This window comes from Mycobacterium sp. E2479 (genome assembly GCF_001667925.1).
Taxonomy (GTDB): Bacteria; Actinomycetota; Actinomycetes; order Mycobacteriales; family Mycobacteriaceae; genus Mycobacterium.
This window is the reverse complement of the sequence record NZ_LZJR01000135.1, coordinates 20280-45796: the sequence shown is the minus strand read 5'-3', so window position 1 is coordinate 45796 and position 25517 is coordinate 20280. Positions and strand designations below refer to the sequence as shown.

General features: G+C 67.5%; 22 protein-coding genes. 8 read left to right on the top strand and 14 right to left on the bottom strand.

Going from position 1 to position 25517, the window contains the following annotated elements:
- Positions 1-233: 233 nt before the first annotated feature.
- From A5686_RS20445 to A5686_RS20420, 6 genes are all read right to left on the bottom strand, one after another.
- Complete coding sequence (locus A5686_RS20445; RefSeq protein ID WP_067938058.1) at positions 234-1274, bottom strand: hemolysin family protein; 1041 nt, start codon at positions 1272-1274, stop codon at positions 234-236.
- On the bottom strand, positions 1271-2641 hold the full coding sequence (locus tag A5686_RS20440) for a hemolysin family protein (RefSeq protein ID WP_067938056.1): 1371 nt from the start codon (positions 2639-2641) through the stop codon (positions 1271-1273). The genes A5686_RS20445 and A5686_RS20440 overlap by 4 nt, the downstream gene beginning before the upstream one ends.
- A 319-nt stretch (positions 2642-2960) precedes the next feature.
- Positions 2961-4397: a GuaB1 family IMP dehydrogenase-related protein gene (locus A5686_RS20435; protein WP_067938055.1), complete on the bottom strand. Its 1437-nt coding sequence runs from the start codon at positions 4395-4397 to the stop codon at positions 2961-2963.
- A 52-nt stretch (positions 4398-4449) separates the two neighbouring features.
- Complete coding sequence (gene gndA, locus A5686_RS20430; RefSeq protein WP_067938054.1) at positions 4450-5907, bottom strand: NADP-dependent phosphogluconate dehydrogenase; 1458 nt, start codon at positions 5905-5907, stop codon at positions 4450-4452.
- Positions 5908-6007: 100 nt separating this feature from the next.
- Positions 6008-6958, bottom strand: a complete 951-nt coding sequence (locus A5686_RS20425; RefSeq protein WP_067938052.1) for a M56 family metallopeptidase — start codon at positions 6956-6958, stop codon at positions 6008-6010.
- Positions 6959-6972: 14 nt separating this feature from the next.
- Positions 6973-7392, bottom strand: coding sequence for a BlaI/MecI/CopY family transcriptional regulator (locus A5686_RS20420; RefSeq protein WP_067938050.1), 420 nt, complete (start codon positions 7390-7392; stop codon positions 6973-6975).
- Between the two features lie 318 nt (positions 7393-7710).
- Between A5686_RS20420 and A5686_RS20415 the strand changes: the two genes are divergently transcribed.
- Complete coding sequence (locus A5686_RS20415; RefSeq protein ID WP_369829730.1) at positions 7711-8139, top strand: PaaI family thioesterase; 429 nt, start codon at positions 7711-7713, stop codon at positions 8137-8139.
- 61 nt (positions 8140-8200) lie between these two features.
- Here A5686_RS20415 and A5686_RS20410 read toward each other — a convergent pair whose 3' ends face one another.
- From A5686_RS20410 to A5686_RS20395, 4 genes are all read right to left on the bottom strand, one after another.
- Positions 8201-9586, bottom strand: a complete 1386-nt coding sequence (locus A5686_RS20410) for an NAD(P)/FAD-dependent oxidoreductase (RefSeq protein ID WP_067938048.1) — start codon at positions 9584-9586, stop codon at positions 8201-8203.
- 185 nt (positions 9587-9771) lie between these two features.
- Positions 9772-10152, bottom strand: a complete 381-nt coding sequence (locus A5686_RS20405; RefSeq protein WP_067938046.1) for a DUF4189 domain-containing protein — start codon at positions 10150-10152, stop codon at positions 9772-9774.
- A 114-nt stretch (positions 10153-10266) separates the two neighbouring features.
- Positions 10267-11184: an LLM class F420-dependent oxidoreductase gene (locus A5686_RS20400; RefSeq protein ID WP_067938044.1), complete on the bottom strand. Its 918-nt coding sequence runs from the start codon at positions 11182-11184 to the stop codon at positions 10267-10269.
- A gap of 52 nt (positions 11185-11236) precedes the next feature.
- Positions 11237-11914, bottom strand: a complete 678-nt coding sequence (locus A5686_RS20395; RefSeq protein WP_067938042.1) for an SDR family oxidoreductase — start codon at positions 11912-11914, stop codon at positions 11237-11239.
- 179 nt (positions 11915-12093) lie between these two features.
- Here A5686_RS20395 and modA point away from each other — a divergent pair, with 179 nt between their 5' ends.
- The 6 genes from modA to A5686_RS20365 all read left to right on the top strand — a co-directional run bounded on the left by modA (position 12094) and on the right by A5686_RS20365 (position 17560).
- A complete protein-coding gene (gene modA, locus A5686_RS20390; RefSeq protein WP_067938040.1) occupies positions 12094-12870 on the top strand; it encodes a molybdate ABC transporter substrate-binding protein in 777 nt (258 codons plus the stop codon).
- Positions 12871-12878: 8 nt separating this feature from the next.
- Complete coding sequence (locus tag A5686_RS20385; RefSeq protein WP_067938038.1) at positions 12879-13673, top strand: ABC transporter permease; 795 nt, start codon at positions 12879-12881, stop codon at positions 13671-13673.
- A gap of 2 nt (positions 13674-13675) precedes the next feature.
- The gene (locus A5686_RS20380) at positions 13676-14779 is read left to right on the top strand and encodes a sulfate/molybdate ABC transporter ATP-binding protein (RefSeq protein WP_067938036.1); all 1104 of its coding nucleotides are present in this window, start codon (positions 13676-13678) and stop codon (positions 14777-14779) included.
- Between the two features lie 134 nt (positions 14780-14913).
- Entirely contained in the window at positions 14914-16050 is a 1137-nt protein-coding gene (locus A5686_RS20375; protein ID WP_067938034.1) for an alanine and proline-rich secreted protein Apa, read from the top strand.
- 137 nt (positions 16051-16187) lie between these two features.
- Positions 16188-16487 (top strand): GlsB/YeaQ/YmgE family stress response membrane protein, encoded by a 300-nt coding sequence (locus tag A5686_RS20370; RefSeq protein ID WP_067938032.1) that lies wholly within the window; start codon positions 16188-16190, stop codon positions 16485-16487.
- A 47-nt stretch (positions 16488-16534) separates the two neighbouring features.
- Positions 16535-17560, top strand: a complete 1026-nt coding sequence (locus A5686_RS20365) for a zinc-binding alcohol dehydrogenase family protein (RefSeq protein ID WP_067938030.1) — start codon at positions 16535-16537, stop codon at positions 17558-17560.
- Positions 17561-17566: 6 nt separating this feature from the next.
- On the opposite strand, the gene A5686_RS20360 is transcribed toward A5686_RS20365, so the two are convergent.
- The 4 genes from A5686_RS20360 to A5686_RS20345 form a co-directional block, all read right to left on the bottom strand.
- Complete coding sequence (locus A5686_RS20360) at positions 17567-18328, bottom strand: CPBP family intramembrane glutamic endopeptidase (protein WP_067938028.1); 762 nt, start codon at positions 18326-18328, stop codon at positions 17567-17569.
- 145 nt (positions 18329-18473) lie between these two features.
- The gene (locus A5686_RS20355; RefSeq protein ID WP_067938026.1) at positions 18474-20888 is read right to left on the bottom strand and encodes a phosphoketolase; all 2415 of its coding nucleotides are present in this window, start codon (positions 20886-20888) and stop codon (positions 18474-18476) included.
- A gap of 44 nt (positions 20889-20932) precedes the next feature.
- A complete protein-coding gene (locus A5686_RS20350) occupies positions 20933-21793 on the bottom strand; it encodes an SDR family oxidoreductase (protein WP_067938024.1) in 861 nt (286 codons plus the stop codon).
- A 126-nt stretch (positions 21794-21919) separates the two neighbouring features.
- Positions 21920-22837: an undecaprenyl-diphosphate phosphatase gene (locus tag A5686_RS20345; protein ID WP_067938022.1), complete on the bottom strand. Its 918-nt coding sequence runs from the start codon at positions 22835-22837 to the stop codon at positions 21920-21922.
- A 213-nt stretch (positions 22838-23050) separates the two neighbouring features.
- Here A5686_RS20345 and A5686_RS20340 point away from each other — a divergent pair, with 213 nt between their 5' ends.
- Entirely contained in the window at positions 23051-25459 is a 2409-nt protein-coding gene (locus tag A5686_RS20340; protein ID WP_067938020.1) for a CoA transferase, read from the top strand.
- Positions 25460-25517: the final 58 nt, after the last annotated feature.

Below are 25517 nucleotides of genomic sequence, written 5' to 3'. Positions count from 1 at the left end.
GGCAATGTCATAAGCCTACCGAGCGCAGCCTGGTGAGCGTTATCCCGCCCGATCCGCCATAGCAGGTCAGGCCGCGCTGTCAGCCCCAAGAACGACGCCGCGGCGAGCACCGGGATGTGTTTCCAGCAACGCATGTTTCGCGTGCAACGGTCCTCTGCCCTCCAGCAGTTTCTTAACTGGCAGCCGTGAAGATCATACGGGCTGCGCGCAGTCGCACCTTCCGGCCAGTGTCGCTACGCCTCCCGAATGGTGCCCACGAGGTCTTCGACCAGGTCTTCCATGGCCACCATGGCCACGACGCCTCCGCTCTCGTCGGTCACCAGGGCCAGATGGCTGTTGCTGCGGCGCATCCGCGACAAAGCGTCGGCCAGCGGCAGCGATCGCGACAGCCGCGGCAGCGGCCGCACCTTCGCCAGATCGATCACCGTCCGCGGGTCGTCGTCGAGCGTCAGCACGTCCTTGATGTGCAGATACCCCAGGAAGGCGCCGCCGACGCTGGCCACTGGGAACCGGGAGTAGCCGGTCTCGGCCAGGGCTTGCTCGACAGCACCGACCGTCGGTCCCGAGCCCGCCGCGGCGACCGGTACCGCGTGCACGCCGGCGAGGGGGACCGCCACGTCGCCGACCACGCGGTGGCGAATTTGCAGTGCCCGGGTGAGCCGGGTGCGCTCGTCGCGGTCCAGCAAGCCTTCAGACTCCGATTCGGCGATCATCTCGCTGAGCTCGACGGGGGAGACGGTGATCTCCAGCTCGTCCTTGGGTTCAACTCCGAACGCGCGCACCACCGCGTTGGCGCACTTGTTGTAGAACACGATGAACGGCCGGGCGGCCCGCACGTAGGCCAGATATGGCGGGACGAGCAGCATCGCGGTGCGCTCCGGGCCGGCCAGCGCGATGTTCTTCGGCACCATCTCTCCCAGCAGCACGTGCAGCGTCACCACGATGGCCAGCGCGATCGCAAACGACAACGTGTGCAGCAGCGCCGAGTGAATTCCGGTGAGTCCCAGCCCCGTTCGCAGCAGGTTGGACACCGCCGACTCGCCGATCCGCCCGAGAAGCAGCGACGCGGCCGTGACGCCGAGTTGGGCACCGGCCAGCATGGACGGCAGTTGCTCCCCGGCGCGGATCACCGTGACCGCGGCCGCTCGGCCCTGCTCGGCCAGCGCCTCGAGCCGGTCGCGCCGCGCCGAGATCAGCGAGAACTCCGCGCCCACGAAGAACGCGTTCACCCCGATCAGCAAGCAGGCCAGCAACAGGCCCATGGTGTCGATCATCGGTGTGCCCCGGTCGCGGGAACTTCGCCGTGACTGCTCAGTTCGACGAGTTCGAGCAGGTCGATCCGCCGTCCGTCCATCCGGATAACCGTTGCCTGCCAACGCGTCACCGCGTCCAGCAGTCCGTCCGAATCCAACGCGGGCAACTCGACCGTGTCACCGGCCACCGGAATGCGACCGATCTCGCGCAGCACCAGCCCACCGATGGTCTCGTAGGGGCCTTCGGGTGCCCGAAAACCGATGGCTGCGGCCACCTCGTCGATGCGCAGCAAGCCCGACACCCGCCAGCCCGTGCCGGCGGGCACGACGTCCGGAGTCGCGTCGTCGTGCTCGTCGCGGACATCGCCGACGATCTCTTCGATCAGGTCCTCGACGGTCACCATGCCGGCCGTTCCGCCGTATTCGTCCACGACCAGCGCGGTTTGCAGGTTGTTGGCCCGGATCTCGGCCATCACCGCGTCGCCGTCCAGGGTCGACGGCACCTTGGGAACGGGTTGGGCCACTGTGATCAGCCGCGTGCGGGCGCGTTCGGCGCGCGGGATGGCGAACACCTGCTTGACGTGCACGATGCCGACCGTCTCGTCGAGGTCGCCGTCGACGATGGGAAAGCGGGAAAAACCAGACTCGGCGGCCGCGGTCACCAGGTCCGCGACCGTATCGTCGGTCTGCAGCGCCACGATCTTGGATCGGGGTGTCATCAGCTCCTCGGCGCTCAGGGTGCCGAACTGCAGCGATCTTCGCACCAGGGCCGCCGTGGCGGCGTCCAGGGCGCCGCTGCGCGCCGACGAACGCACCAGCGACAACAGCTCTTGGGGCGATCGAGCCGACCGCAGCTCTTCGGCCGGTTCAATGCCGAGCCGGCGCACGATCCAGTTAGCGGCCCCGTTGGTCAGCCGGATCGCCGGGGTGAGCAGCAGCGAGAACAACAGCTGGGCACTCACGACGGTGCGGGCCGTCGAAAGCGGACGCGCCACGGCCAGATATTTGGGAACGAGCTCGCCGAACACCATCGACACCGAGGTCACGATGACCAATACCAGGAAGGCCATGATCACGTCGCCGACCTTGTCGGATACGCCGAGCGCATCCAGCCACGGGTGCGGTAAGTCTTCCACCATCGGATCGGTCAGGTAACCGGCCGCCAGCGTGGTGACCGAGATGCCCAACTGGGCACCCGAGAGCTGAAACGACAGCCGGTGGTGCGCCCGGCGGATCCAGCGGTCGCGGCGTCCCCCGCCGCGCGCGTTCGCCTCGACGGCGCTGCGGTCCAGTGTGGTCAGCGAGAACTCCGCGGCGACGAAGACGGCGTTGCCGAAGATGAGCGCGGCGATCGCAACAACGCTGACCACGTTGACAGTGAGGTTCATAACCTGCGCCGCCAACCGACCGAGCGGCCTGGCGTGATGAGCGAAGACCGCGCCGAAGGAGGCTCCCCGTCGGACGATTCGTCTGACGAGCCGTGCGCCCGCAAGCCGATGGCTGCTACGGGTGCCTGCGGCACGTCGATCCTTTCGCTGCCCGGTGGTGGAGCGGTCGCGGTTGCTTCCGTCTTTGCTGTCTTATGCTAGCCCGCACGGCGCCGCCCGTCCCGACCACGCCTGGCGGCGCCGGTAAGCCCGCCGTTTACGGCTGCAGCGCCTGGTGCCCGAACAACGTGCGGCCACTTGCCAGCCTTATTCCGGGGCGTTACCACCCCTGCGGTAGCGGATGCCCCTCGGCGAAGCCCGCGGTCGACTGCACCCCGATCACCACCCGCTCATACAGCTGCTCCAGGTTGGCGGCTCCGACATAGGTGCAGGTGCTGCGCACGCCCGAGGTGATGTGATCGAGCAGATCCTCGACGCCGCCACGGTCCGGATCGAGCCCCATCCGGGACGTCGAAATGCCCTCCTCGAACAGCGCTTTGCGGGCCCGATCGAATGCGGTGTCCGCGCCGGTGCGCGCGACCACCGCACGCTTGGACGCCATGCCGTAGCTCTCCTTGTACGGCTGGTCGTCACGGTCGCGCATCAGGTCCCCGGGCGACTCGTAGGTGCCGGCGAACCACGAGCCGATCATCACGTTGGACGCCCCCGCCGCCAGTGCCAGCGCCACATCCCGCGGATGCCGGACGCCGCCGTCGGCCCACACATGTCCACCTAATTCGCGTGCCGCCGAAGCACATTCGACAACAGCGGAGAATTGGGGGCGGCCTACGCCGGTCATCATCCGGGTGGTGCACATCGCGCCCGGGCCGACACCGACCTTGACGATGTTCGCCCCGGCGCCCAGCAGGTCGCGGGTGCCCTCCGCCGACACGACGTTGCCGGCGGCCAGCGGCACACCCAACTGCAGCGCCGCGACCGTCCCGATCGCCTCGATCGTCTTGACCTGATGCCCGTGCGCCGTGTCGATGACCAACAGGTCGATGCCGGCCTCGACCAGCGACCGCGCCTTGGCTCCGACGTCGCCGTTGATGCCGACGGCCGCACCCACCCGCAGCCGGCCTCGCGCGTCGACTGCCGGGGTGTACAGGCCCGCCCGGATGGCACCGGTGCGGGTCAGCACGCCGGCCAGCGTCCCGTCCGCATTCGTCACGGCGGCGACGCCGATGGGTGAGTGCTCGAGCAGATCGAAGACCTTGCGGGGCTCGGTTCCCACCGGGGCGGTGACGAAGTCGGTGATCGCGACGTCGCGCACTCGGGTAAAGCGATCCACGCCCAGGCACGACGATTCGCTCACCAAGCCGAGGGGACGCCCCTCGAAGGTGACGACGGCGACACCGTGCGCACGCTTGTGGATCAGCGCCGTCGCGTCGGACACCGAGTCGTCGGGGCCGAGCACCACGGGGGTGTCCAGCACCAGGTCGCGGCTCTTGACGAACTCCACCGTCTCCTGCACCGCGGTGATCGGGAGATCCTGCGGCAAGATGACGAGTCCGCCGCGGCGCGCGATGGTTTCGGCCATCCGGCGCCCGGCCACCGCGGTCATGTTGGCGACGATGACCGGGATGGTCGTGCCCGAGCCGTCACCGGTGGACAGGTCAACATCGAAGCGGGACGCGACCTCCGAGCGGTTCGGCATCACGAACACATCGTTGTAGGTCAGATCGTATGCGGGACTGTGCCCGTCGAGGAATCTCATTCCAGTCGCCCCACCAACTCAAGCCCCCTTCACGCCCACTGCCGCCGCCCGGCTATGCGGGCACCTCGGTGCGATCTGCGCTCCACAGAGTGTGAAAGCGCGTCTTCGGGTCGTCATCGATCCGGCCATAGGTGTGTGCGCCGAAGAAGTCCCGCAAACCCTGGGTGAGCGCCGCGGGCAGCCGCTCGGTGCGCAGCGCGTCGTAGTAGGACAGCGCCGAGGCGAAGCCGGGGATCGGAATGCCGAGTTCGGTGGCCTTCACCACGACGCGCCGCCAGCTGTCGATTGATTCCTCGATGGCGCTGCGGAAGTACGGCGCGACGATCAGCGTCGGCAGGCGGGCGTCGGAGTCGAACGCCTCCTTGATCCGGTTGAGGAACTTCGCGCGGATGATGCAGCCGCCGCGCCAGATCGTCGCCATGTCGCCCGGGGTGATGTCCCAGTCGTACTCGGCGCTGCCCGCCTGGATCTGGTTGAAGCCCTGGGCGTAGGCAATGATCTTCGACGCGTACAGCGCCTTGCTCACATCGTCAATGAATCGTATTGCGTCACTTGGCTTCTCGCCTAGCCTGCCGGAGGCGAGGCCGGTCGTGGCCTTGCGCTGGGCGACCGATCCGGACAGGGCACGGGCGAACACCGCCTCGGCGATACCGGTCACCGGCACACCGAGATCGAGCGCCGACTTCACGGTCCAGCGTCCGGTGCCCTTCTGCTCGGCCTCGTCGAGTATGAGGTCGACCAGCGGCTTCCCGGTCTTGGCGTCGGTCTGGCGCAGTACCTGCGCGGTGATCTCGATCAGGAAGCTGTCCAGGTCGCCCTTGTTCCATTCGGCGAAGATGTCGGCGATCTCGGGTGCGGTCTTGCCCAGGCCGTCGCGCAGCAGCTGGTAGGCCTCGCCGATGAGCTGCATGTCGGAGTACTCGATGCCGTTGTGCACCATCTTGACGAAATGTCCGGCGCCGTCGGGGCCGATGTGGGTGCAGCAGGGCACTCCGTCGACGTGGGCGGAGATCTCCTCCAGCAGTGGGCCCAGCGACTTGTACGACTCGGCGGGACCGCCCGGCATGATCGACGGGCCGTTGAGCGCGCCCTCTTCGCCGCCGGAGATGCCCGCGCCGACGAAGTGCAGACCTCGCTCGCGGATCGCCTTCTCCCGGCGGATGGTGTCGGTGTAGAGCGCGTTGCCGCCGTCGATGATGATGTCGCCCTCTTCCATGGCGTCGGCGAGCTCGTTGATGACTGCGTCGGTGGGCTCGCCGGCCTTGACCATGATCAGCACCCGACGCGGCTTCTCCAGCGCGTCCAGGAATTCCGCGATGGTTTCCGAACGCACGAAATTGCCCTCGTCGCCGTGCTCTTTGAGCAGCGCATCGGTTTTGGCGATCGAGCGGTTGTGCAGTGCCACGGTGTAGCCATGCCGGGCGAAGTTACGGGCGATGTTGGAACCCATCACGGCCAGACCAGTGACACCGATCTGGGCGGTACCGGTCTTCGCATCCGACGAACTCATGTTTTCGCCTTTCAATCTACGAACTTTGCGGCAAAAGCCTTCGGTGACACTGTGGCACAGCCAACAGTTGCGCGCCCGGGGTGATCGGCGATCGGCGGCGTCAGAGGTTGAACAAGCGTTCCAGCTCGGTGAGCCACGGGACGGCCAGTGCGACCGTGGGCACCACGAATACCGCCGCCGCGGCCAAATATGCGGCCGCCGACAACAGTGGGCTGTTGCCGCGTCCGCCCAGCCGCCGCACTCTAAGTACCGTGCTGGGACCGCTGGCCGCGAGTGCGCCCGAAGGGGCGCGCCCCGCTGCGCAGGCGACCAGCGCCCGGGCCAGGGGAGCGCGACCCGCGGCGCGGACGGCCGCGTCGTCGGCGAGCAGCTCGACCAGCAGCTGGACCGCGCCAAGCGCGTTGGCGCTGCGGACCAGCCGGGGGAAGGCCGCGTGCACCGCTGTGAACGCCTCCAGCACCAGGTCGTGTCGCGCCCGCAGATGGGCGCGCTCGTGGGTGAGGATCGCCTGGACTTCGGTGTCCGCAAGCGCGCTCAGGGTTCCCTCGCTGACCACCACCCGGCTGCGCACGCCCGGCAGGCAGTAGGCGAGCGGTTGCGGGACGTCCAGCACGCGAAGATCGCGCGTGCGGGCGCAGGGCTGGGAGTTCGCCGCGCCGTGGCCGACTCCGACCAGGTCGACCACCATGCGGTGGTGCGCCCGTCGCTTTCGGGTCGCGATGGCGACCCGGACCACCGCGACCATCAGCCGGGCGCCGACCAGCACCGTCAGGGTGAAAACGCCGAGGTAGGCGGTCCATAGCGGCCATCCGAGGCGGTCGGCGGCGCCGACGATGCTGGTCGTGGGCCGCCCGTCGCGGCCGGGCATCAGTAAACGGGTGGCGATTGCGATGCCGGCGCTGAACGCCGACAGGACGGCGGCCAGCGCCACGGCTTGCCAGAGCACCATTGCGGCGCGGGGAGCGCGTAGCGGCCAGCTCGCGCGTGCCAACATCGCCGGCACCGGGCCGGTCAGTAGCACCGCGATTATGGTGAAAGCCAGCGCGGACACACCGCTAGTGTCCCTCAGCCCTCCGGGCCTGCGCCAGCAGATGTCGCGTTCTTGTGTTGATTGGCTTCCAATTCGGCGAGTGCGCGCCGCAGCGCCTCGGCCTCGTCGGCGCCGACGCGTTCAACAAAGTGCACCAGCGCGGCCTGTCTGCCGCCCGGATCCTCCGCCTGAGACAGCGCGTCCACCATGAGTCCGGCGACCAACTCGTCACGACCGTGCACCGGTGCGTACCGGTGTGCCCGGTCGTCGCGGATCTGGGAGACCAGGTTCTTCTTGGCCAACCGCTGCAGCACGGTCATGATCGTGGTGTAGGCCAGGTCGCGCTGAGCCGACAACGCCTCATGGACCTGGCGAACGGTCTGAGGCTCGGGCGTGGACCACAGGTGATCCATGACGGCCCGTTCTAGATCCCCCAGCCGTGTCAGTTTGGCCATAGTTCGTTCATCTCCTGAGCGTCGAATCAAGCGTACTCCGGCTTACTACCGACGGTCGTACGGGAGGCTGACAAATTACTGTGTCGGCCGCCGCGGGCCCGTCGAGCGACAAGAAGAACCATACCGCTTGCAGAGTTAGGGCAGCCTTGCCTATGCTGGTCGGGTCGAGCGATGCGGACCGTGTGAGAGTCCTGAGGGCTGCAGCGACCCCCGGTCTGCTCGATCGGCGAGCCCCGTGCCGCAACGGCACGGGGCTCAGCCGTTTTGCGCGCCACAGTTCCGCCGCGAGCATGCCTGCGGTGGCCATGGTGTAGACACATGGACGTGCCAGAGCCGCAGAAAACGATCCTCCCGCCGGATTTCGCCGCACCCTTCGACCGCGAGATCGGGCTGCAATTCACCGAACTCAGCCCCGACGGTGCCCGCGCGCAGCTCGAAGTCACGCCCAAACTGTTGCAGCCTATGGGTTTGGTTCACGGCGGTGTTTACTGCTCGATGATCGAGAGCATGGCAAGCGTGGCCGCCTACACCTGGCTGGCCACCCGCGGTGGCGGAAATGTGGTGGGTGTCAACAACAACACCGACTTCCTGCGGTCCATCGGTTCGGGCACCGTGTACGGCACGGTCGAACCCATCCACCGCGGCCGCAGCCAACAGTTGTGGTTGGTGACCATCACCGACAGCGACGACCGAATCATCGCCCGCGGTCAGGTGCGACTGCAGAATCTCGAGATTCGCGAAGGCTGAGCAGCGCACCGATGGAATGCCCTGCCGGGCAATCACATTCGAGTATGGCTACAGCGATCGGCTAGCTCGCCCGGCGGGCCGCCGGCCGTTTCGTCTCGGCGGCGAGCACGGCCAGCTGTTCGAGCCGGGTCCGGGCGAACGCCTGTTGCTCGGTGATGGTGAGTTGGCCGCGCCGGGTGCTCAGGAACGTCACCGTCCAGGACAGCAGCGTGCTGATCTTGGTCTTGAACCCGACCAGGTAGACCAGGTGCAGCACCAGCCACGCGAACCAGGCGAATAGGCCGCTGAACTCGACCGGACCGATCTTGGCGACTGCCGAGAACCGCGACACCGTTGCCATGGAGCCCTTGTCGAAGTACTGGAACGGCTCCCGCTCGGCCGGGTCGGCACCGCCGAGTTCTGCCTTGATGGTGCTCGCGACGTACTTGGCGCCCTGAATGGCGCCCTGCGCCACTCCCGGCACGCCGTCGACGGCGGCTAGGTCACCGATCACGAATACGTTCGGGTAGCCGGGGACCGACAGGTCAGGCAGCACTTTGACGCGGCCGGCCCGGTCCAGTTCGACGGACGACTGATCGGCAAGGTCGCGACCCAGTGGGCTGGCTGACACGCCGGCCGACCAGACCTTGCAGGCCGACTCGATGCGCCGGACAGTGCCATCAGAATCCTTGACAGTGATGCCGTTGCGGTCGACGTCGGTCACCATCGCACCCAGCTGGATCTCCACGCCCATCTTCTCCAGCCGGGCCGCCGCACGCTGGCCCAGCTTTTCGCCGAACGGTGGCAGCACGGCGGGCGCGGCGTCGAGCAGGATCACCCGGGCCCTCGTCGAGTCGATGTGCCGGAATGAGCCCTTCAGCGTGTACGACGCCAATTCGGCTATCTGCCCGGCCATTTCGACGCCGGTTGGGCCCGCCCCGATCACGGTGAACGTCAGTAGCTTGGCACGTCGTTCCGGGTCGCGAGACCGCTCGGCCTGTTCGAACGCGCTCAGGATCCGGCCGCGAACCTCGAGTGCGTCGTCGATCGACTTCATACCAGGTGCGAACTCGGCGAAATGGTCGTTGCCGAAATACGACTGGCCGGCGCCGGCGGCGATGATCAGGCTGTCGTATGGAGTGTCGTAGGTGTGCCCAAGCAAGTCGGACACCACGAACTTGCCTTCCAGATCGATGTGCGTGACGTCGCCGAGCAGCACCTGAACGTTGCGCTGGCGGCGTAGGACGACACGGGTGGGCGGTGCGATATCGCCTTCGGACACAATGCCCGTCGCCACCTGGTACAGCAGCGGCTGGAACAGGTGATGGGTGGTGCGGGCGATCAATTTGATGTCGACATCGGCGTGCTTGAGTTTCTTTGCTGCGTTCAGTCCGCCGAAGCCGGAGCCGATGATGACGACCTGGTGACGGCGCTCCGGTCCAGCTGGGGTACCTGGCTGGGGGCTCATGTTTCCGCTGCTCCTGACGGGGGCTCCTGGACGCGCGACTGCTGTTAGCCACTACGCTAGTGAGGCGGATACCCCGAGACCTAACTGATACGCATGTGTTGTTTGCAACACTAACGGTGTATCGAGGTGAAATACCTGGTGGGCGCCGCGATTGTGGCGCAGATATCAGAGCATCGAGGTCGTCGTCACTGACTGGATCCTTCTGCCACGCAGTGGTCGTGGCCTTCCTGAATCGTTCCGCCCGGGGCGCGCCCCAGCGCCGCCGCCTCTGCCTCTTCCCGTGTCGCGCCCCAGCCCCCGAAGTACCTGGATCTGGCCGCGTTCAAGACCAGGGCCATGCACCCACCCTGGCCGCTGGCCAGCAGGCGACAGTCGCTGATGGTCTTGCGGCAGGTCTCCATCACCGCCTTCTCCGCCGCGCCCTGGCTCGATGCCCCATCGGCGATGTCGATGTGGCCGGTGGAGTCCGATATCGCCATGGCGATCCAGTTGTTGTCGGCCAACGCGATGGGACTCGGAACGAGCGCCACGCCGACCGCGATCGCCACCAGGGCTCGATACTTCATGGCGGTCCCAGCCCTCTGCTTCTGCGCCGCGCCACCGTGGCGCAGGAAAACGCCGCTACACGAGAAGTATTACCGCGGCATGGCCGATTCGCGACTCGACACAACCGGCACGGTCTACAGGCCTACGAGCGGACGCAGCGCCGCACCGGTCGCCTCGATGACGCCGGGCGTGTAAAAGGGCAGATTGATGATCACGCCGTCGACGCCGGCGTCGATCACCTTGGTCTTGATCTGATCGGCGACCGAATCCGGCGTGCCGACCACCATCCGCTGCGTCATCTCAGCGGGAATCTGGTCGACGCTGGCGTTTTCGTCGATCAGCACCGTAATCAGCGTGCTGGTTTCCAGGGTGGCGGGGTCGCGGTCCACCTCCTCGCAGGACCGGCGCACCGCGTCCAGCTTGCGTGGCAACTCATCGAATCCCGCGATCACGTTGAGGTGGTCGAAATGCCGCGCGGCAAGCGGGATTGTCTTCTTCTCCCCGCTGCCGCCGATCATCAGCGGAACGTGGTCCCGGAAGCGGGGATTGGCGAACGCCTCGCTGGTTCGATACCACTTGCCCGAGAAGGTGGCCCGCTCGCCTCTGAGCATAGGCAGGATGATCTCCAGGGCCTCGTCGAGCCGGTTGAATCTGTCGGTGAAGGTGCCGAATTCGAAGCCGAGCTGATCGTGCTCGAGCTGAAACCATCCGGTACCGATTCCCAGGATCGCCCGGCCCTGGCTCACCACATCCAGCGTTGTGATGGTCTTCGCGAGCAGACTCGGGTTCCGATACGAGTTGCCGGTCACCAGGGTGCCCAGCTGCACCCGCTCGGTAGCGGTGGCCAATGCCCCCAGGGCGGTGTAGGCCTCCAGCATCGGCTGATCGGGAGATCCCAACATTGGCAGTTGGTAGAAGTGATCCATCACGAAAACCGAATCGAATCCGGCGGAGTCGGCTTCGCGGGCTTGGGCGATGACGGTGGGGAAGAGTTGCTCGACCCCGGTGCCGTAGGAGAAGTTGGGGATCTGCAGACCGAGTCGAATAGCCACGAGAATTACCGTAGCGACCGGTCCCGTCCCGCAGAAGGGTGCGCGCTACGCCTCAGGCGAAACGAGCCAGCGCGCCGTGGCTCACGTGCAAGGTCTGGCCGGTGATGTGGCGAGCCGCCGACGTGGTCAAGAACAACGCCAACCGGGCGGCCTCGGCGGCCACGGTCGCAGGCGTGCGGGAGAGTCCGTCGTAGCCGGCCTCGGCGCTGCGTCCACTCGCGACGACGTTGACCGTGATTCCGCGGGTCCCGAAAATGCCTGCCTGGCCCGCGGTCCAGTTCGAAAGCGTCGCCTTGATGGCGGCGTCGGCGCTTCCGGCGGGCGGGTTCTCGGGCACCAGGCTGATGATGGAGCCCCCCGAGCGCAGGTGGTCACCCACGGCCTGCACGGTCAACACTGCCGAAAGCACCGTCGTCTCAAGGGCGTTGCGCCAGGCATTGGCCGTATCGGCGATCGAATAGGTGCGCGGGTCGCCGGCCTCCCAGGTGGGTGCCGGCACGTTGACGATGGTGTCCAGGTGATGCGGGAACAGGGGACGGGCCTCTTCGAGGCTGGCCGGGTCGGTGGTGTCGCAGACGATCGCATCGACCTCGAGCTCCTTGGCGGCGATCTCCAGTTCGCTCTTGCGCGCGCCTACCAAGGTCACTTTGTGGCCCTCATCGCGGAAACCCTCGGCTACCGTGCGCCCCAGGTCCGTGTCTCCGCCGGTAACCAGCACCTCCACTGCCATGACCTCCTCGTGTTCACACGTTATGGCATCGGTCTCAGATATGTTACTGGACAGTAGCTAGTCGGCGAAACTTACAGGCACGCGACGCGCGGATCATTTGCGTAACTATTTGGCCGCTACTTTCTTGCGGCGATTCCACCAGCGAGCGCACCGCATTATCGGCGGGCTAGGGTTCTTCCATGCGTCGGATCGCGTCCCTGGCCGCTGTGGTTTCGACGGTGCTGGCGGCGGGACTGATCGGGTGTAGTCCGAAATCGCCCTCGTCGCAGACCTCCCCGGTATCCGGCACGGTTATGGTATTCGCCGCGGCGTCGCTCAAGCCGGCGTTCACCCAGATCAGCGAGCAATTCAAGAATCAAAATCCGGGCATCGGCGTCGACTTCGAATTCGCCGGTTCCTCCGACTTGGCCACTCAGTTGACGCAGGGAGCTATTGCCGACGTGTTCGCCTCGGCCGACACCGCCCAGATGGACAAGGTCAGTAAGGCCGGCTTGCTGAACGGCAACCCCACGAACTTCGCATCGAACACCTTGGTCATTGTCACCGCGCCGGGCAACCCGAAGAGAATCAATTCCTTCGCCGATCTGGCGAAACCAGGCCTCAGCGTGGTCATCTGCCAGCAACCGGTGCCGTGCGGGGCGGCGACCCAGCGCCTCGAAGACAGCACCCGGGTGCATCTCGACCCGGTCAGTGAGGAACCCAGCGTGACGGATGCCCTCAACAAGGTCACCAGCCGCCAGGCCGACGCCGCGCTGGTCTACGTCACCGACGCCAAGTCCGCCGGCAATAAGGTCGCGACCGTGAACTTCCCGGAATCCGTCAGCGCCGTGAACGTCTATCCCATCGCGGTCCTGAACAAGGCGCCGCTGGCCGAGCAAGCGCACAAGTTCGTCGACCTGGTGACCGCACCGGCCGGGCAGCAGATCCTGGCCCAGGCCGGCTTCGCGAAGCCCTGAGGCCACGGGTGCACCGCCCGTCGGATCCGCCCCGCTGGGTCTATGTCCCCGCGGCGGTGGGGGTCGTCTTCGTGGTGCTGCCGTTGCTGGCCATCGCGGTCAAGGTCGACTGGCCGCATTTCTGGTCGCTGATCACCAGCTCTTCGTCGAGGACCGCGTTATCGCTGAGCCTGAAGACCGCCGCCGCCAGCACGGTGCTGTGCGTGGCGCTGGGGGTGCCGATGGCGCTGGTGCTGGCCCGCAGCACGCTGCGCCTGATCCGGCTGCTTCGGCCGCTGATTCTGCTGCCCCTGGTGTTGCCGCCGGTGGTGGGCGGAATCGCGCTGCTGTACGCGTTCGGTCGGCTCGGTTTGCTCGGGCAATACCTGGAAGCCGCCCGTGTCAGCATCGCGTTCAGCACCACCGCCGTGGTGCTCGCCCAGACCTTCGTCTCGTTGCCGTTCCTGGTGATCTCTTTGGAGGGGGCCGCGCGCACTGCGGGCGCCGATTTCGAGGTGGTGGCAGCGACGCTGGGGGCGCGGCCGAGCGTCGTCTGGTGGCGCGTCACGCTGCCCCTGCTGTTGCCGGGCCTGCTGTCCGGCGCGGTGCTGGCCTTTGCCCGCTCGCTGGGCGAATTCGGCGCGACGCTGACGTTCGCCGGATCTCGACAGGGGGTGACCCGCACGCTGCCGCTGGAGATCTACCTGCAACGTGTGACCGACGCCAATGCCGCGGTGGCGCTGTCGATCCTGCTGGTGGTGGCGGCCGCCCTGGTGGTGTTGGGCCTGGGCAGCCGCCGACTGACCGGAGCCGTAACGGGGTGACGATGAGCGAGTTGCAGCTGCGCGCGGTCGTCGCGGACCGCGACGTGGACGTGGAGTTCTGCGTGGCGGCGGGCGAGGTGCTCGCCGTGCTCGGACCCAATGGTGCGGGCAAATCGACCTTGCTGCACGTCATCGCGGGGCTGCTTCGTCCCGATGACGGGGTGGTGCGGCTGGGGGACCGGGCCCTGACGGACACCGCTGCCGGAATCGACGTGGCGACACACGATCGGCGGGTCGGGCTGCTGCTGCAAGACCCGTTGCTGTTCCCGCACATGAGCGTCGCCGCCAATGTCGCCTTCGGGCCGCACAGCCGGCGCGCGAGGTCACGCCCGGCTCGCGCCGCTCGCAGGGCGACGGCGCTGCGCTGGCTCCGAGAGGTGGATGCCGAACGCTTCGCCGACCGGAAACCGCGACAGCTGTCCGGCGGACAGGCCCAGCGGGTCGCGATCGCCCGGGCGCTGGCCGCCGAACCCGACGTGTTGCTGCTCGATGAACCGCTGGCCGGCCTCGACGTCGCCGCGGCCGCCGCGATCCGGGCGCTGTTGCGCAACGTCATCACCCGCATCGGGTGTGCGGCGATCCTGGTAACCCATGACCTGCTGGACGTGTTTACCCTGGCCGATCGCGTCCTGGTGCTGGAGTCCGGCAAGATCGCCGAAATCGGCCCGGTCCCGGAGGTTCTCAGCACGCCGCGCAGTCATTTCGCGGCCCGCATCGCCGGCATCAACCTGGTGAATGGAACCGTCGACCGTGACGGCTCGCTGCGCGGGGACGCCGGCGACCGCTGGTATGCCGCCGCTGCAGAGAACGGGGAACCGTTCTCGCCGCAGCAGCGGGCGATCGCGGTGTTCCCGCCGACGGCCGTGGCCGTCTATCGCGATCGCCCGCACGGGAGCCCCCGCAACACCGTTGAGATCATCGTGGCCGAGATGGATGTCCGCGGGCCGGAGGTGTGGGTGCGTGGCGCCCAGCAAGCCGACGGTGCGCCCGGCCTCGCCGCGGAGATCACGGTCGACGCCGCTTCGGAGCTGCAACTGGTGCCCGGGGACCGAGTGTGGTTCTCGGTCAAGGCCCATGAGGTGTCACTGCATCCCACCGCGCGCTGAGACGTTCGGCGCACAGCGTCAGGAACCTGGTGGGATCGCATGTGGGATTGCACATCGGCAACATCGGTAAATCCGCATAGCATTTGCCGCAATACATCCTTGCGTCACAGCGGTAACACGGTAGGTTCGTCGCCATGGAACAGGTGGATCCGACTTCGACCCGTCGCAAAGGACTGTGGACGACGCTGGCGATCACCACGGTGACCGGTGCCAGTGCGGTCGCCATCGCGTTGCCGGCGACTTCCAGCGCCGATCCCGAGGTGCCGACGCCAGTGCCGCCGAGCACGGCCGCGGCCCCGCCGGGCGCGCCGGCGACCAACGCACCGCCGGCCGGCCAGGCGCCGAATGGGCAACCGGCGCCAGGCGATCCCAACGCGGTCCCGCCGCCACCGCTCAATCCCAACGGGGCACCGCCGCCGCCCGCCGACCCGAATGCACCACCGCCACCGCCCGTTGACCCGAACGCCGGGCGGATCACCAACGCGGTCGGGGGATTTAGTTACGTCCTGCCCGGCGGCTGGGTGGAGTCGGACGCGTCGCACCTCGACTACGGCTCAGCGCTGCTGAGCAAAGTCACCGGCCCCCCGCCTGCGCCAGACCAGCCACCGGCGGTCGCCAATGACACTCGCATCGTGATGGGCCGCCTGGACCAAAAGCTCTACGCCAGCGCGGAAGCCAACAATGCCAAGGCCGCGGTGCGGCTGGGGTCGGACATGGGCGAGTTCTTCATGCCCTATCCGGGCACCCGGATCAACCAGGACGCCACCCCGCTCAACGGAAGCAATGGGAGCACCGGCAGCGCGTCGTACTACGAAGTCAAGTTCAGCGATGCGTCCAAGCCAAATGGACAGATCTGGACGGGCGTCATCGGTTCGGCTAACGGCGGGACCGCGCAACGCTGGTTCGTGGTGTGGCTCGGAACCTCGAACGACCCGGTAGACAGGGGCGCGGCGAAGGCGCTGACCGAGTCGATTCAGGCGTGGACACCGCCTGCAGGCGGTCCGGGAGGCCCCGCGGCGCCGGCACCCGCGGCACCGGCACCCGGCACACCCGCGGCACCCGGGGCACCCGCACCGGGAGCACCCCCGGCACCGGGAGCGCCCGCACCACCTGCGGCACCCGCAGCCCCGGCGCCCGGAGCACCCCCGGCACCGGGAGCGCCCGCGGCACCGGCGGCGCCGGGAGCGCCCGCGCCGGTTCCCGGTGGCGCGCCGGCCTCCGAGGTCAGCCCGACCCCCACACCGACACCGCAGCAGACCCTTTCGGCCTGATAGCGCGGTCCGGCCGACCCGAAACCGGGTGGCCAAAAGTCTCCAATTCGGCACCCATTTCGTGACCCAGACCGGGTATACCGAAATAACCGCCCAGCAAACAGCCGGGCTTTGCCAGCGATTGCAAGGAGACTTTCATGACGGCCTTGGCAGCTACCGAATTTCTTGCCCGCTCCAGCACTTTGACCAGCGTCGGCTGGATCGGTTACATCATCATCGGCGGGCTCGCGGGAGCGCTTGCCAGCAGGATCATTAGGGGCAGCGGAGCCGGCATCGTGATGGACATCGTTATCGGCATCGTGGGCGCCCTGATCGGTGGCTTCATCCTGAGCTTCTTCGTCAACACCGCTGGCGGCGGCATCATCTTCACGTTCTTCACGGCGCTGCTCGGCGCCCTGCTCCTGCTCTGGGTTGTCGGCATGGTGCGCAAGACGTAATCGGGATAACCCGTTGCGGCCGTGGTGGTTAGCGGCATGATGGATTGATGGTTCCGCCGAACACCACGGCCATGCGCGCCTGGCGCGTGCGCCGGCCGGGGCCGATGAACACCGGCCCGCTGGAGCAGGTCACTACCGAGGTGCCACGCCCCGGACCGTCCGAACTACTGGTGGCCGTGCGCGCGTGCGGGGTCTGCCGCACCGACCTGCACGTCACCGAAGGCGACCTGCCCGTGCACCGCGACCGGGTCACCCCCGGCCATGAAGTGGTCGGTGAGGTCATCGAAGTGGGTCCCGAGGCCGGTGGCGAATTCCGGGTCGGGGACCGGGTGGGCATCGCCTGGCTGCGCCACACCTGCGGCGTGTGCAAATACTGCCGTCGTGGCGACGAGAACCTCTGCCCCGAATCCCGTTACACCGGCTGGGACGCCGACGGCGGCTATGCCGAATTCACCACTGTCCCAGCCGCTTTCGCGCACCCACTACCGAGCGGCTACAGCGACACCGAGTTGGCGCCGTTGTTGTGCGCGGGCATCATCGGCTATCGCTCGCTGCTGCGTGCCCAGCTGCCGCCCGGCGGGCGGCTGGGCCTCTACGGCTTCGGTGGCAGCGCCCACATCACCGCGCAGGTCGCGCTGGCGCAAGGCGCCGAGGTGCACGTGATGACCCGCGGATCCCGGGCGCAACAACTGGCATCGAAGCTCGGGGCGGCGTCGGCACAAGGAGCCGCGGATCCGCCGCCGGTGCCGCTGGATGCCGCGATCTTGTTTGCTCCGGTGGGTGATCTGGTGCTGCCCGCAATGGAAGCGCTGGATCGCGGCGGCACCCTGGCGATTGCCGGGATCCACCTATCCGACATCCCGGCCCTGAATTACCAGCGTCACCTGTTCCAGGAACGCCAGGTCCGATCGGTCACGTCTAATACGCGGGCGGATGCGCGGGCCTTCCTCGACTTCGCGGGAAATCACCACATCGAAGTGACGACGCCGGAATACCCACTCGGACAAGCGGATCGGGCGCTGGCGGATCTGAGCGCCGGCCGTATCGCCGGTGCGGCGGTCCTGCTGGTCTGATCGGCGTCAGGTGGACAGGTGCCACACCAGCGCGGCGGCCAGTGCGCCGAGCCCGTTCAACGACCAGTGCAAAGCGATGGGCGCGATCAGGCTGCCGCTGCGTCGGCGCAGCCAGCTGAAGACGAACCCAGCGGCCCCGGTCGCCAGCACCGCCCCGGTCACCCCGACCATCATGCCCACCAGCCCGCCGCCGAACAGCCGGGTGAAACCCACGTTGCTGCTGGTCAGCCCGAACGACGTCGCGACGTGCCACAGCCCGAACAACAGCGAACCCGCCAGTGCGACGCCGCGAAATCCCCAGGCCCGGTTGAGCGCGCCGTGCAGAACGCCCCGAAAAGCCAGTTCCTCGGGAATCACGGTCTGCAGTGGGATGACGACCATCGAGGCGATCATCGCCCCGGAGATCGTTGCGTAGCGGTTGTTCATGAACATGGGCCGCGTCGCGGGCAGCAGCACTCCCAGTGCGATCACCGACGCCACGAGAGCCACGGCGGCCAGCGCGTAACCGACGCCAGGCTTCCAGTGCTCGCGCCCCAAGCCGAGGTCCGCCCAGCCCAATCCCCGCCAGCGCATCAAGATGACCAACCCGACCGCGGCGGCCGGGACGGTGGCGATGCTCGCCCACGGGGTGGTGAAGTGCGCGATCAGGTTGGTCAACACGAGCACTACGACGACGACGGCGATGTCGAGGTGGATCCGAAACCGGTGCAGCGTCAAAGGCTGGGACACCGCGGGGTGAATGTCAACCGTCCCGGTGGCGTCACGCATCCGACCAGTTTAGCGGCGCCGGACGGGGCCGACAGTTCGCCGAGATTGCCATCATGGTCGCGATCGGCCCCGAAGAACAACCGTCACGGCAATCTCGGCGTCATATCACTCAGCCGTCCAGGTCCGATGGGTCGTCTCGCTCCCATCACTCACTGCGTTCGTTCTGCTCGCTCGACTCCCAGGTCCAGCCGGCGATCCGCGGGTCGTCCTCGCCGTGCTCGCGGGTGTACATCCGAGCAGCGAGGCGGGCATCGACCATGCGCTGACGCAGCATGGCGGCGCGACTGGTCAGCCCATCCACCCGGTCGATGACGTCCATGACCAGGTGGAAGCGGTCCAAATCGTTGAGCATCACCATGTCAAAGGGGGTAGTCGTGGTGCCGCGTTCCTTGAACCCGCGCACATGCAGGTGGGCGTGGTTGGTGCGGCTGTAGGTGAGCCGGTGAATCAGCCAGGGATAGCCGTGGTAGGCGAAGATGACCGGCTTGTCGCGGGTGAACAGCGCGTCGAACTCGCGGTCCGGCAAGCCGTGCGGGTGCTCGGAAGCGGGCTGCAGCCGCATCAAATCGACCACGTTGATCACCCGGACGCCCAGCTCGGGCAGTTCGGAGCGCAGGATATCGGCGGCGGCCAGCGTTTCCAAGGTCGGGATGTCGCCGGCGCAAGCCAGCACCACGTCGGGTTCGTCGGTGGCCGTACTCGCCCAGGGCCAGATGCCCAGGCCGCGGGTGCAGTGAGCGATGGCGTCGTCGATGCCGAGGTAAGCCAGCGCGGGCTGCTTGCCGGCGACGATGACGTTGATGTAATCGCGGCTCCGCAGGCAGTGATCGGCCACCGATAGCAGCGTGTTGCCGTCCGGCGGCAGGTAGACCCGCGTCAGCTCCGGCCTCTTGTTGGCGACGAGGTCGATGAAGCCCGGGTCCTGGTGGGAGGCGCCGTTGTGATCCTGGCGCCAGACGTGCGAGCTCAGCAGGTAGTTGAGCGACGCGATCGGGCGACGCCACGGCAATTCCCGGCTGGTGGCGAGCCATTTCGCGTGCTGGTTCAGCATCGAGTCGACGATGTGCACGAACGCCTCGTAGCAGTTGAACAGCCCGTGCCGCCCGGTAAGCAGGTAGCCCTCCAGCCAGCCCTGGCACAGGTGCTCGGAGAGCACCTCCATCACGCGGCCGTCCGGGGCCAGGTGCTCGTCGTCGGGCTCGACCTCTGAGAGCCACACCTTGTCGGTCGATCCGTAGACGGCGTCGAGCCGATTGGAGGCCGTCTCGTCGGGCCCCATCAGCCGGAAGCGATCCCGGTTGCGGGCGATCACGTCGCGCAGGAACGCCCCGAGCACTCGGGTGGCTTCGTGCGTGGCGGCCGCCGGCCGGTCGACGGCGACAGCGTAATCGCGGAAGTCCGGCAGGTCCAGATCGTGCAGCAACAGCCCGCCGTTGGCGTGCGGGTTGGCGCTCATCCGGCGATCGCCGGTGGGTGCCAGCGCCCGCAATTCGTCGCGCAGCCTGCCGTTTTCGTCGAAAAGCTGATCCGGTGTATAGCTGCGCAGCCATTCCTCGAGCTGGGCGCGGTGCTCGGGGTTGTCGTGCGTCTGGGACAGCGGCACCTGATGCGAACGCCAGGTGCCCTCGACCTTCTTGCCGTCCACCACTTTGGGCCCGGTCCAGCCTTTGGGCGTGCGCAGCACGATCATCGGCCACACCGGTCGTTCGACTGGACCGCCGCCACGGGCCGCCGACTGGATCGCCGCGATGTCGTCGAAGGCGTCGTCGAGTGCGGCGGCCAATTGCTGGTGCACGTCGGCCGGGTCCTGTTCCTGCTGCGCGGCGACGGTGATCGGCCGGTAGCCGTAACCGCGCAGCAGCGATTCCAACTCGTCGTGCGGGATGCGGGCGAGCACCGTCGGGTTGGCGATCTTGTAGCCGTTGAGCGCCAGAATGGGCAGCACGGCGCCGTCGGTCACCGGGTTGAGGAACTTGTTGGAATGCCAGCTGGCGGCCAGCGGCCCGGTTTCGGCCTCGCCGTCACCGACGACACAGGCCACCACCAGGTACGGATTATCCAGGGCCGCGCCGTAGGCGTGCACCAGCGCGTAGCCGAGCTCGCCGCCCTCGTGGATGGATCCCGGCGTCTGGGCCGCCACGTGACTGGGGATCCCGCCGGGAAAGGAGAACTGCCGGAACAGCTTGCGCAGCCCTTCGGTGTCCTCCTCGATGCCGGTGTACACCTCGCTGTAAGTGCCTTCCAGGTATGCGTTGGCGACCAGCCCGGGCCCGCCGTGACCCGGCCCGGTCACGTAGATGACGTCAGCGTCGCGGTTGCGGATGATCCGGTTGAGGTGCGCATAGACGAGGTTGAGCCCGGGCGTGGTGCCCCAATGCCCCAGCAACCGCGGTTTGATGTGGTCGGTCGACAACGGCTCGTGCAACAGCGGGTTGTCCAGCAGGTAGATCTGCCCGACCGACAAATAATTGGCCGCGCGCCAGTACTTGTCGATGAGGGCTAGTTCGTCGCCCGAGAGCGGAGATCGTGAGGGCGCGGGGGTTCGGGTTACTAGGCTCACCCGGCTGATTGTCCGCGCCTTCGGTGAACAATGCTCGTGCGAGATTATTCTTCGCCGCGGGCGCGGGCCTCGTATGCCTGCCGCTTCGCGACGTCGACATCGTCGGTGAAGACGTGGTCACCGCCGAGCATCCGGTTGAGCCCCTCGGCGATTCGGCGCGGCCAAAACCTCTGGGACACGACCATTGCGCCGGCCGCTTTGGTGATCCGCACCCGGGGCTTGGGGCGGGCCACCAGGTTGACGATCGCGTCGGCTATCTCGACGGGCTCGGCGTTGCGGAATCCCTTCATGCCAGGAGTCCCGGCGACCAACTCGGTGTTGACGAACGTCGGCAACACCACAGAGAACTTGACGCCAGCCGACCGGTACTCCAGCCGCGCCGAGTCGGTGAACGCGACCACGGCGTGCTTGCTGGCGCAGTAGGTTGCCAGGCCGACGATATAGAGCTCACCGGCCAGCGAGGCGACATTGATGACGTGCCCCTTGCCGCGCGGGACCATGCGCTGGGCCGCCAGCTTGCTGCCCAGGATCACGCCATAGACGTTGATATCCAAAATCCGTCGGGTGACCGCGTCCGGCTCGTCGATGATCCTGCCGACGGGCATGATGCCGGCGTTGTTGACCAAGACGTCGATCGGGCCGAGCCGGCGTTCGACCTCGTCCAGGAAGTCGGAGAACGATTGCGGATCGGTGACATCGAGCTTCCCGTAGACGTCGAGGCCCAGGTCGGCGCCCGATTCCTTCACCCGCATCTCGTCGATATCGCCGATGGCGACCTTGGCACCCAGGTTGTGCAATGCGGTCGCGGTGGCCAGCCCGATGCCCCGGGCGCCACCGGTGATCACGACGACCTTGCCTTGAAGCCGGCCGCTACCCTTCAGGCCACTCGAAGCCGTGTCTGCCATGCCGGTCCCCTCCAGATTCTTGACGGGTGTCAACTAGACAATTGGGTAAGCACAGCACTCGAAGTCAGCACGCGCAACAATCCCCGTTGCCGCGACAGGGATGGCCGCGCGCCCGGCCCCGACGATTCAGCTCACGGCAAACCAGACCAGGCTGCCGCCGCCGGCCAGGGCGCAGTAGATCGCGAACGGCGTCAGTGTCCGGGTCTCGAAATAGCGCGTCAGGAAGCGCACGGCCAGGTAGGCGCAGACGAACGAGGCGATACTGCCGGCCAGCACCTGGCCCCCGATTCCGGCACCGAGCGGTCCGAAGAGTTCCGGGATCTTGTACACGCCCGCGGCCAGAATGATCGGTGTCGCAAGCAAGAAGGAGAAGCGGGCGGCGTCTTCGTGCGACAGCCCCCGCCACAGGCCGGCCACGATGGTGATCCCCGAGCGGCTGATGCCGGGCAGCAGCGCGAGGATTTGCGCCGCCCCGATCACCACGCCGCGGGGCAAGGGGAGTTGCGCGAGCCGATGGTCGGAGGCCTCGTCGCCGTGCTCGAGTTCCTCGCCGGCCACCGCGAGCTCATCCGGCGTGGGCGCGATGCGCCTACGAAGCACTTCGCCGACATAAAGCGCGATGCCGTTGAGCAACAGGAAGGCCGCCGCGGGGACGGGCTTGCCCAGCGTGGTGCGGAACAGCTGCTCGAGCGCCAGCCCGGCCAGACCCACCGGGACGGTGCCCGCCACGATCAGCCATGCCAGCCGTTCGTCGGGCGTCTCGATCCGCCGGTGGCGCAACGATGTGAAGAACCCCGTCAGGATGCGCATCCAGTCACGCCAGAAGAACACCAGCAGCGCGGCGGCGGTGGCCACATGCAGGCCGACGATGAACGCGAGGTAGGGCGATTTGGGGGCGGACACGCTGAGGTCCTGGGCCCATCGCCCGCCGACCAGCGCCGGCACCAGCACCGCGTGCCCCAGGCTGGAGACGGGAAACAACTCGGTGACGCCTTGAAACGCGCCGACCACGACGGCCTCGACGTAGCTCAGGTGCGCGGTCATAGTGATGCCTCCATGAGACGACGGGTGGGGCCTGGCGGGTCGGCCTGTGACGATAGCCGACGCCGCGCCGCGGTGGACGTTCGACTGAACGTTGCGCCACGGCCGATGGCGCATCTATCGAATCAGCTTGCCCACCTGGCACTTTGGCTCTCGGCGTGGTCGCTGGACGACGGGAAAGGTCGTCGCGCTGCGGCCTGACCAGGCAGGTACGGTGTGCAGATGGCCGACGGGTTGCTTGATGGCGTGCGCGTCCTCGACTTGTCGAGCGACGTCGCGGACGCGGTCTCGCGGCTGTTCGCCGACCTGGGCGCCGACGTCCTCAAGGTGGAGCCGCCGGGCGGTTGCCTGGCACGGGACGCGCTGCCCACCCTGCGTGGAGCCAGCATTCCCTTCGCCGTGCACAACGCCAACAAGCGCAGTGCGGTGCTCGATCCGTTCGATGACGAGGACTGCGCCCGCTTTCTGGACCTGGCCGCCCAGGCCGACATCGTCGTGGACACCGGCGCCGACGAGCGCGGGGCCATGTTCGGGACTTCGGGCGAGGAACTGGCGGCCCGCTACCCGCACCTGGTGGTGCTGTCGATCACCGACTTCGGCGCGACGGGTTCGCGGTCGTCATGGCGTGCCACCGATCCCGTGTTGTACGCGATGTGTGGGGCGCTGTCGCGGTCCGGCCCCACCCTCGGCACCCCGGTGTTGCCGCCGGACGGCATCGCGTCGGCGACCGCCGCCGTTCAGGCGGCGTGGGCAGCACTCGCGGCATACTACAATCGATTACGCTGTGGCACAGGCGATTACATCGACTTCTCCCGCTTGGATGCTGTCGTCATGGCCCTCGACCCGGCGTTCGGTGCGCACGGGCAGGCCGCCGCCGGCGTCCGCCGCAGTGGGCGGTGGCGGGGCCGACCGAAGAACCAGGACGCGTACCCGATCTATCCCTGCCAGGACGGTTATGTCCGGCTGTGTGTGATGGCACCGCGCCAATGGCGTGGCCTGCGGCGCTGGCTGGGGGAGCCGGCGGAGTTTCAGGATCCGAAATACGACGTGATCGGGGCGCGCTTCGCGGCCTGGCCGCAAATCAGCCAACTGATTGAAAAGTTGTTCGCCGGACAGACCATGAAGGACTTGGTAGCCGCCGGCCAGGCGAACGGGGTGCCCATCGCCGCGGTACTGACGCCCGCACGGATTTTGGGGTCCGAACACTTCGAGGCGGTGGGCGCCATCACCGACGCCGAACTCGTGCCCGGCTCGCGCATCCGTGTGCCGACCGGATATTTCGTCGTCGACGGCCGGCGTGCGGGCCTTCGCACGCCGGTGCCGGCCGCCGGACACGACGAACCGTGTTGGCGCGGCAGCCCGGCGGTGGTGCCGTCGTCGTCGGGCCGGCTCGGCGACTATCCCTTCGCCGGGCTGCGGATTCTGGATCTGGGCATCATCGTGGCCGGTGGCGAGCTGAGCCGCTTGTTCGGCGACCTGGGTGCCGACGTCATCAAAGTCGAAAGCGTCGATTATCCGGACGGATTGCGCCAGGCCCGGATCGGCGACGCCATGAGCGAATCGTTCGCCTGGACGCACCGCAACAACCGGGGATTGGGACTGGATCTGCGCAGCGCCGAGGGCAAGAAGATCTTCGGCCGCCTGGTGGCCGAGGCCGACGCGGTGTTCGCCAATTTCAAGCCGGGAACGCTTACGGCACTGGGCTTTTCCTTCGATGAGCTGCGCGCCATCAACCCGCGGATCGTGCTCGCTGAAAGCAGCGCGTTCGGCGATACCGGGCCGTGGAGCGCGCGGTTGGGCTATGGACCGCTGGTCCGCGCCAGCACCGGCGTCACCGGGCTCTGGACGTCCGACGGCACCCAGGACCAGGCGAACACGGGCAGACATGAGTTCTACGACGCGACGACCGTCTTTCCCGACCATGTGGTGGGGCGGGTCACGGCGATCGGGGCGCTGGCGGCACTGATCCACCGCGACCGGGCCGGCAGGGGGGCCCACGTGCACGTTTCGCAGGCCGAAGTCGTGGTCAACCAGCTCGATACGCTCTATGTCACCGAGGCGGCGTTGGCCGCAGGCGTCGCTCAGATCCGCGAGGACACCAGCCTGCATGCGGTCTACCCCTGTGCGGGAGACGACGAGTGGTGCGTCATCTCGATTCGATCGGACGATGAATGGCGCCGCGCCACTTTGGTTTTCGACCATGCCGAGTGGGCCGACGATCCGCGATTCGCCACCGGCCAAGCGCGGATGTCCCATCGCGGCGAGCTGGTGGAGCTGGTCTCCGGCTGGACCCGCACGCGCACGCCTCTGCGGGCGGCAGAACTGCTGCAGTCGGCCGGCGTCCCGGCCGGGCCCATGAACCGTCCGCCGGACGTGCTCGAGGATCCGCAGCTGATCGCGCGAAACGTCTACAGCCCCATGGTGCATCCGCTGATCGAAAATCCGTTGCCGGCCGAGACCGGCCCGGCGCCGTTTCGCCACATCCCGGCGGCCCGGAAGGCCCCCGCACCGCTGCCCGGCCAGGACACAGTGGAGATTTGCCGAAGCCTGCTGGGAATGCACCCCGAAGATATCCAGCGGCTGATCGACGACGGAGTCCTGTCCGTCCCGGCGGACATCGCCTAGCGGTCGACGCACAACCTCACCTGCCCGGGCGCCACGCACGGGCGAGGCCCGCCGCGAC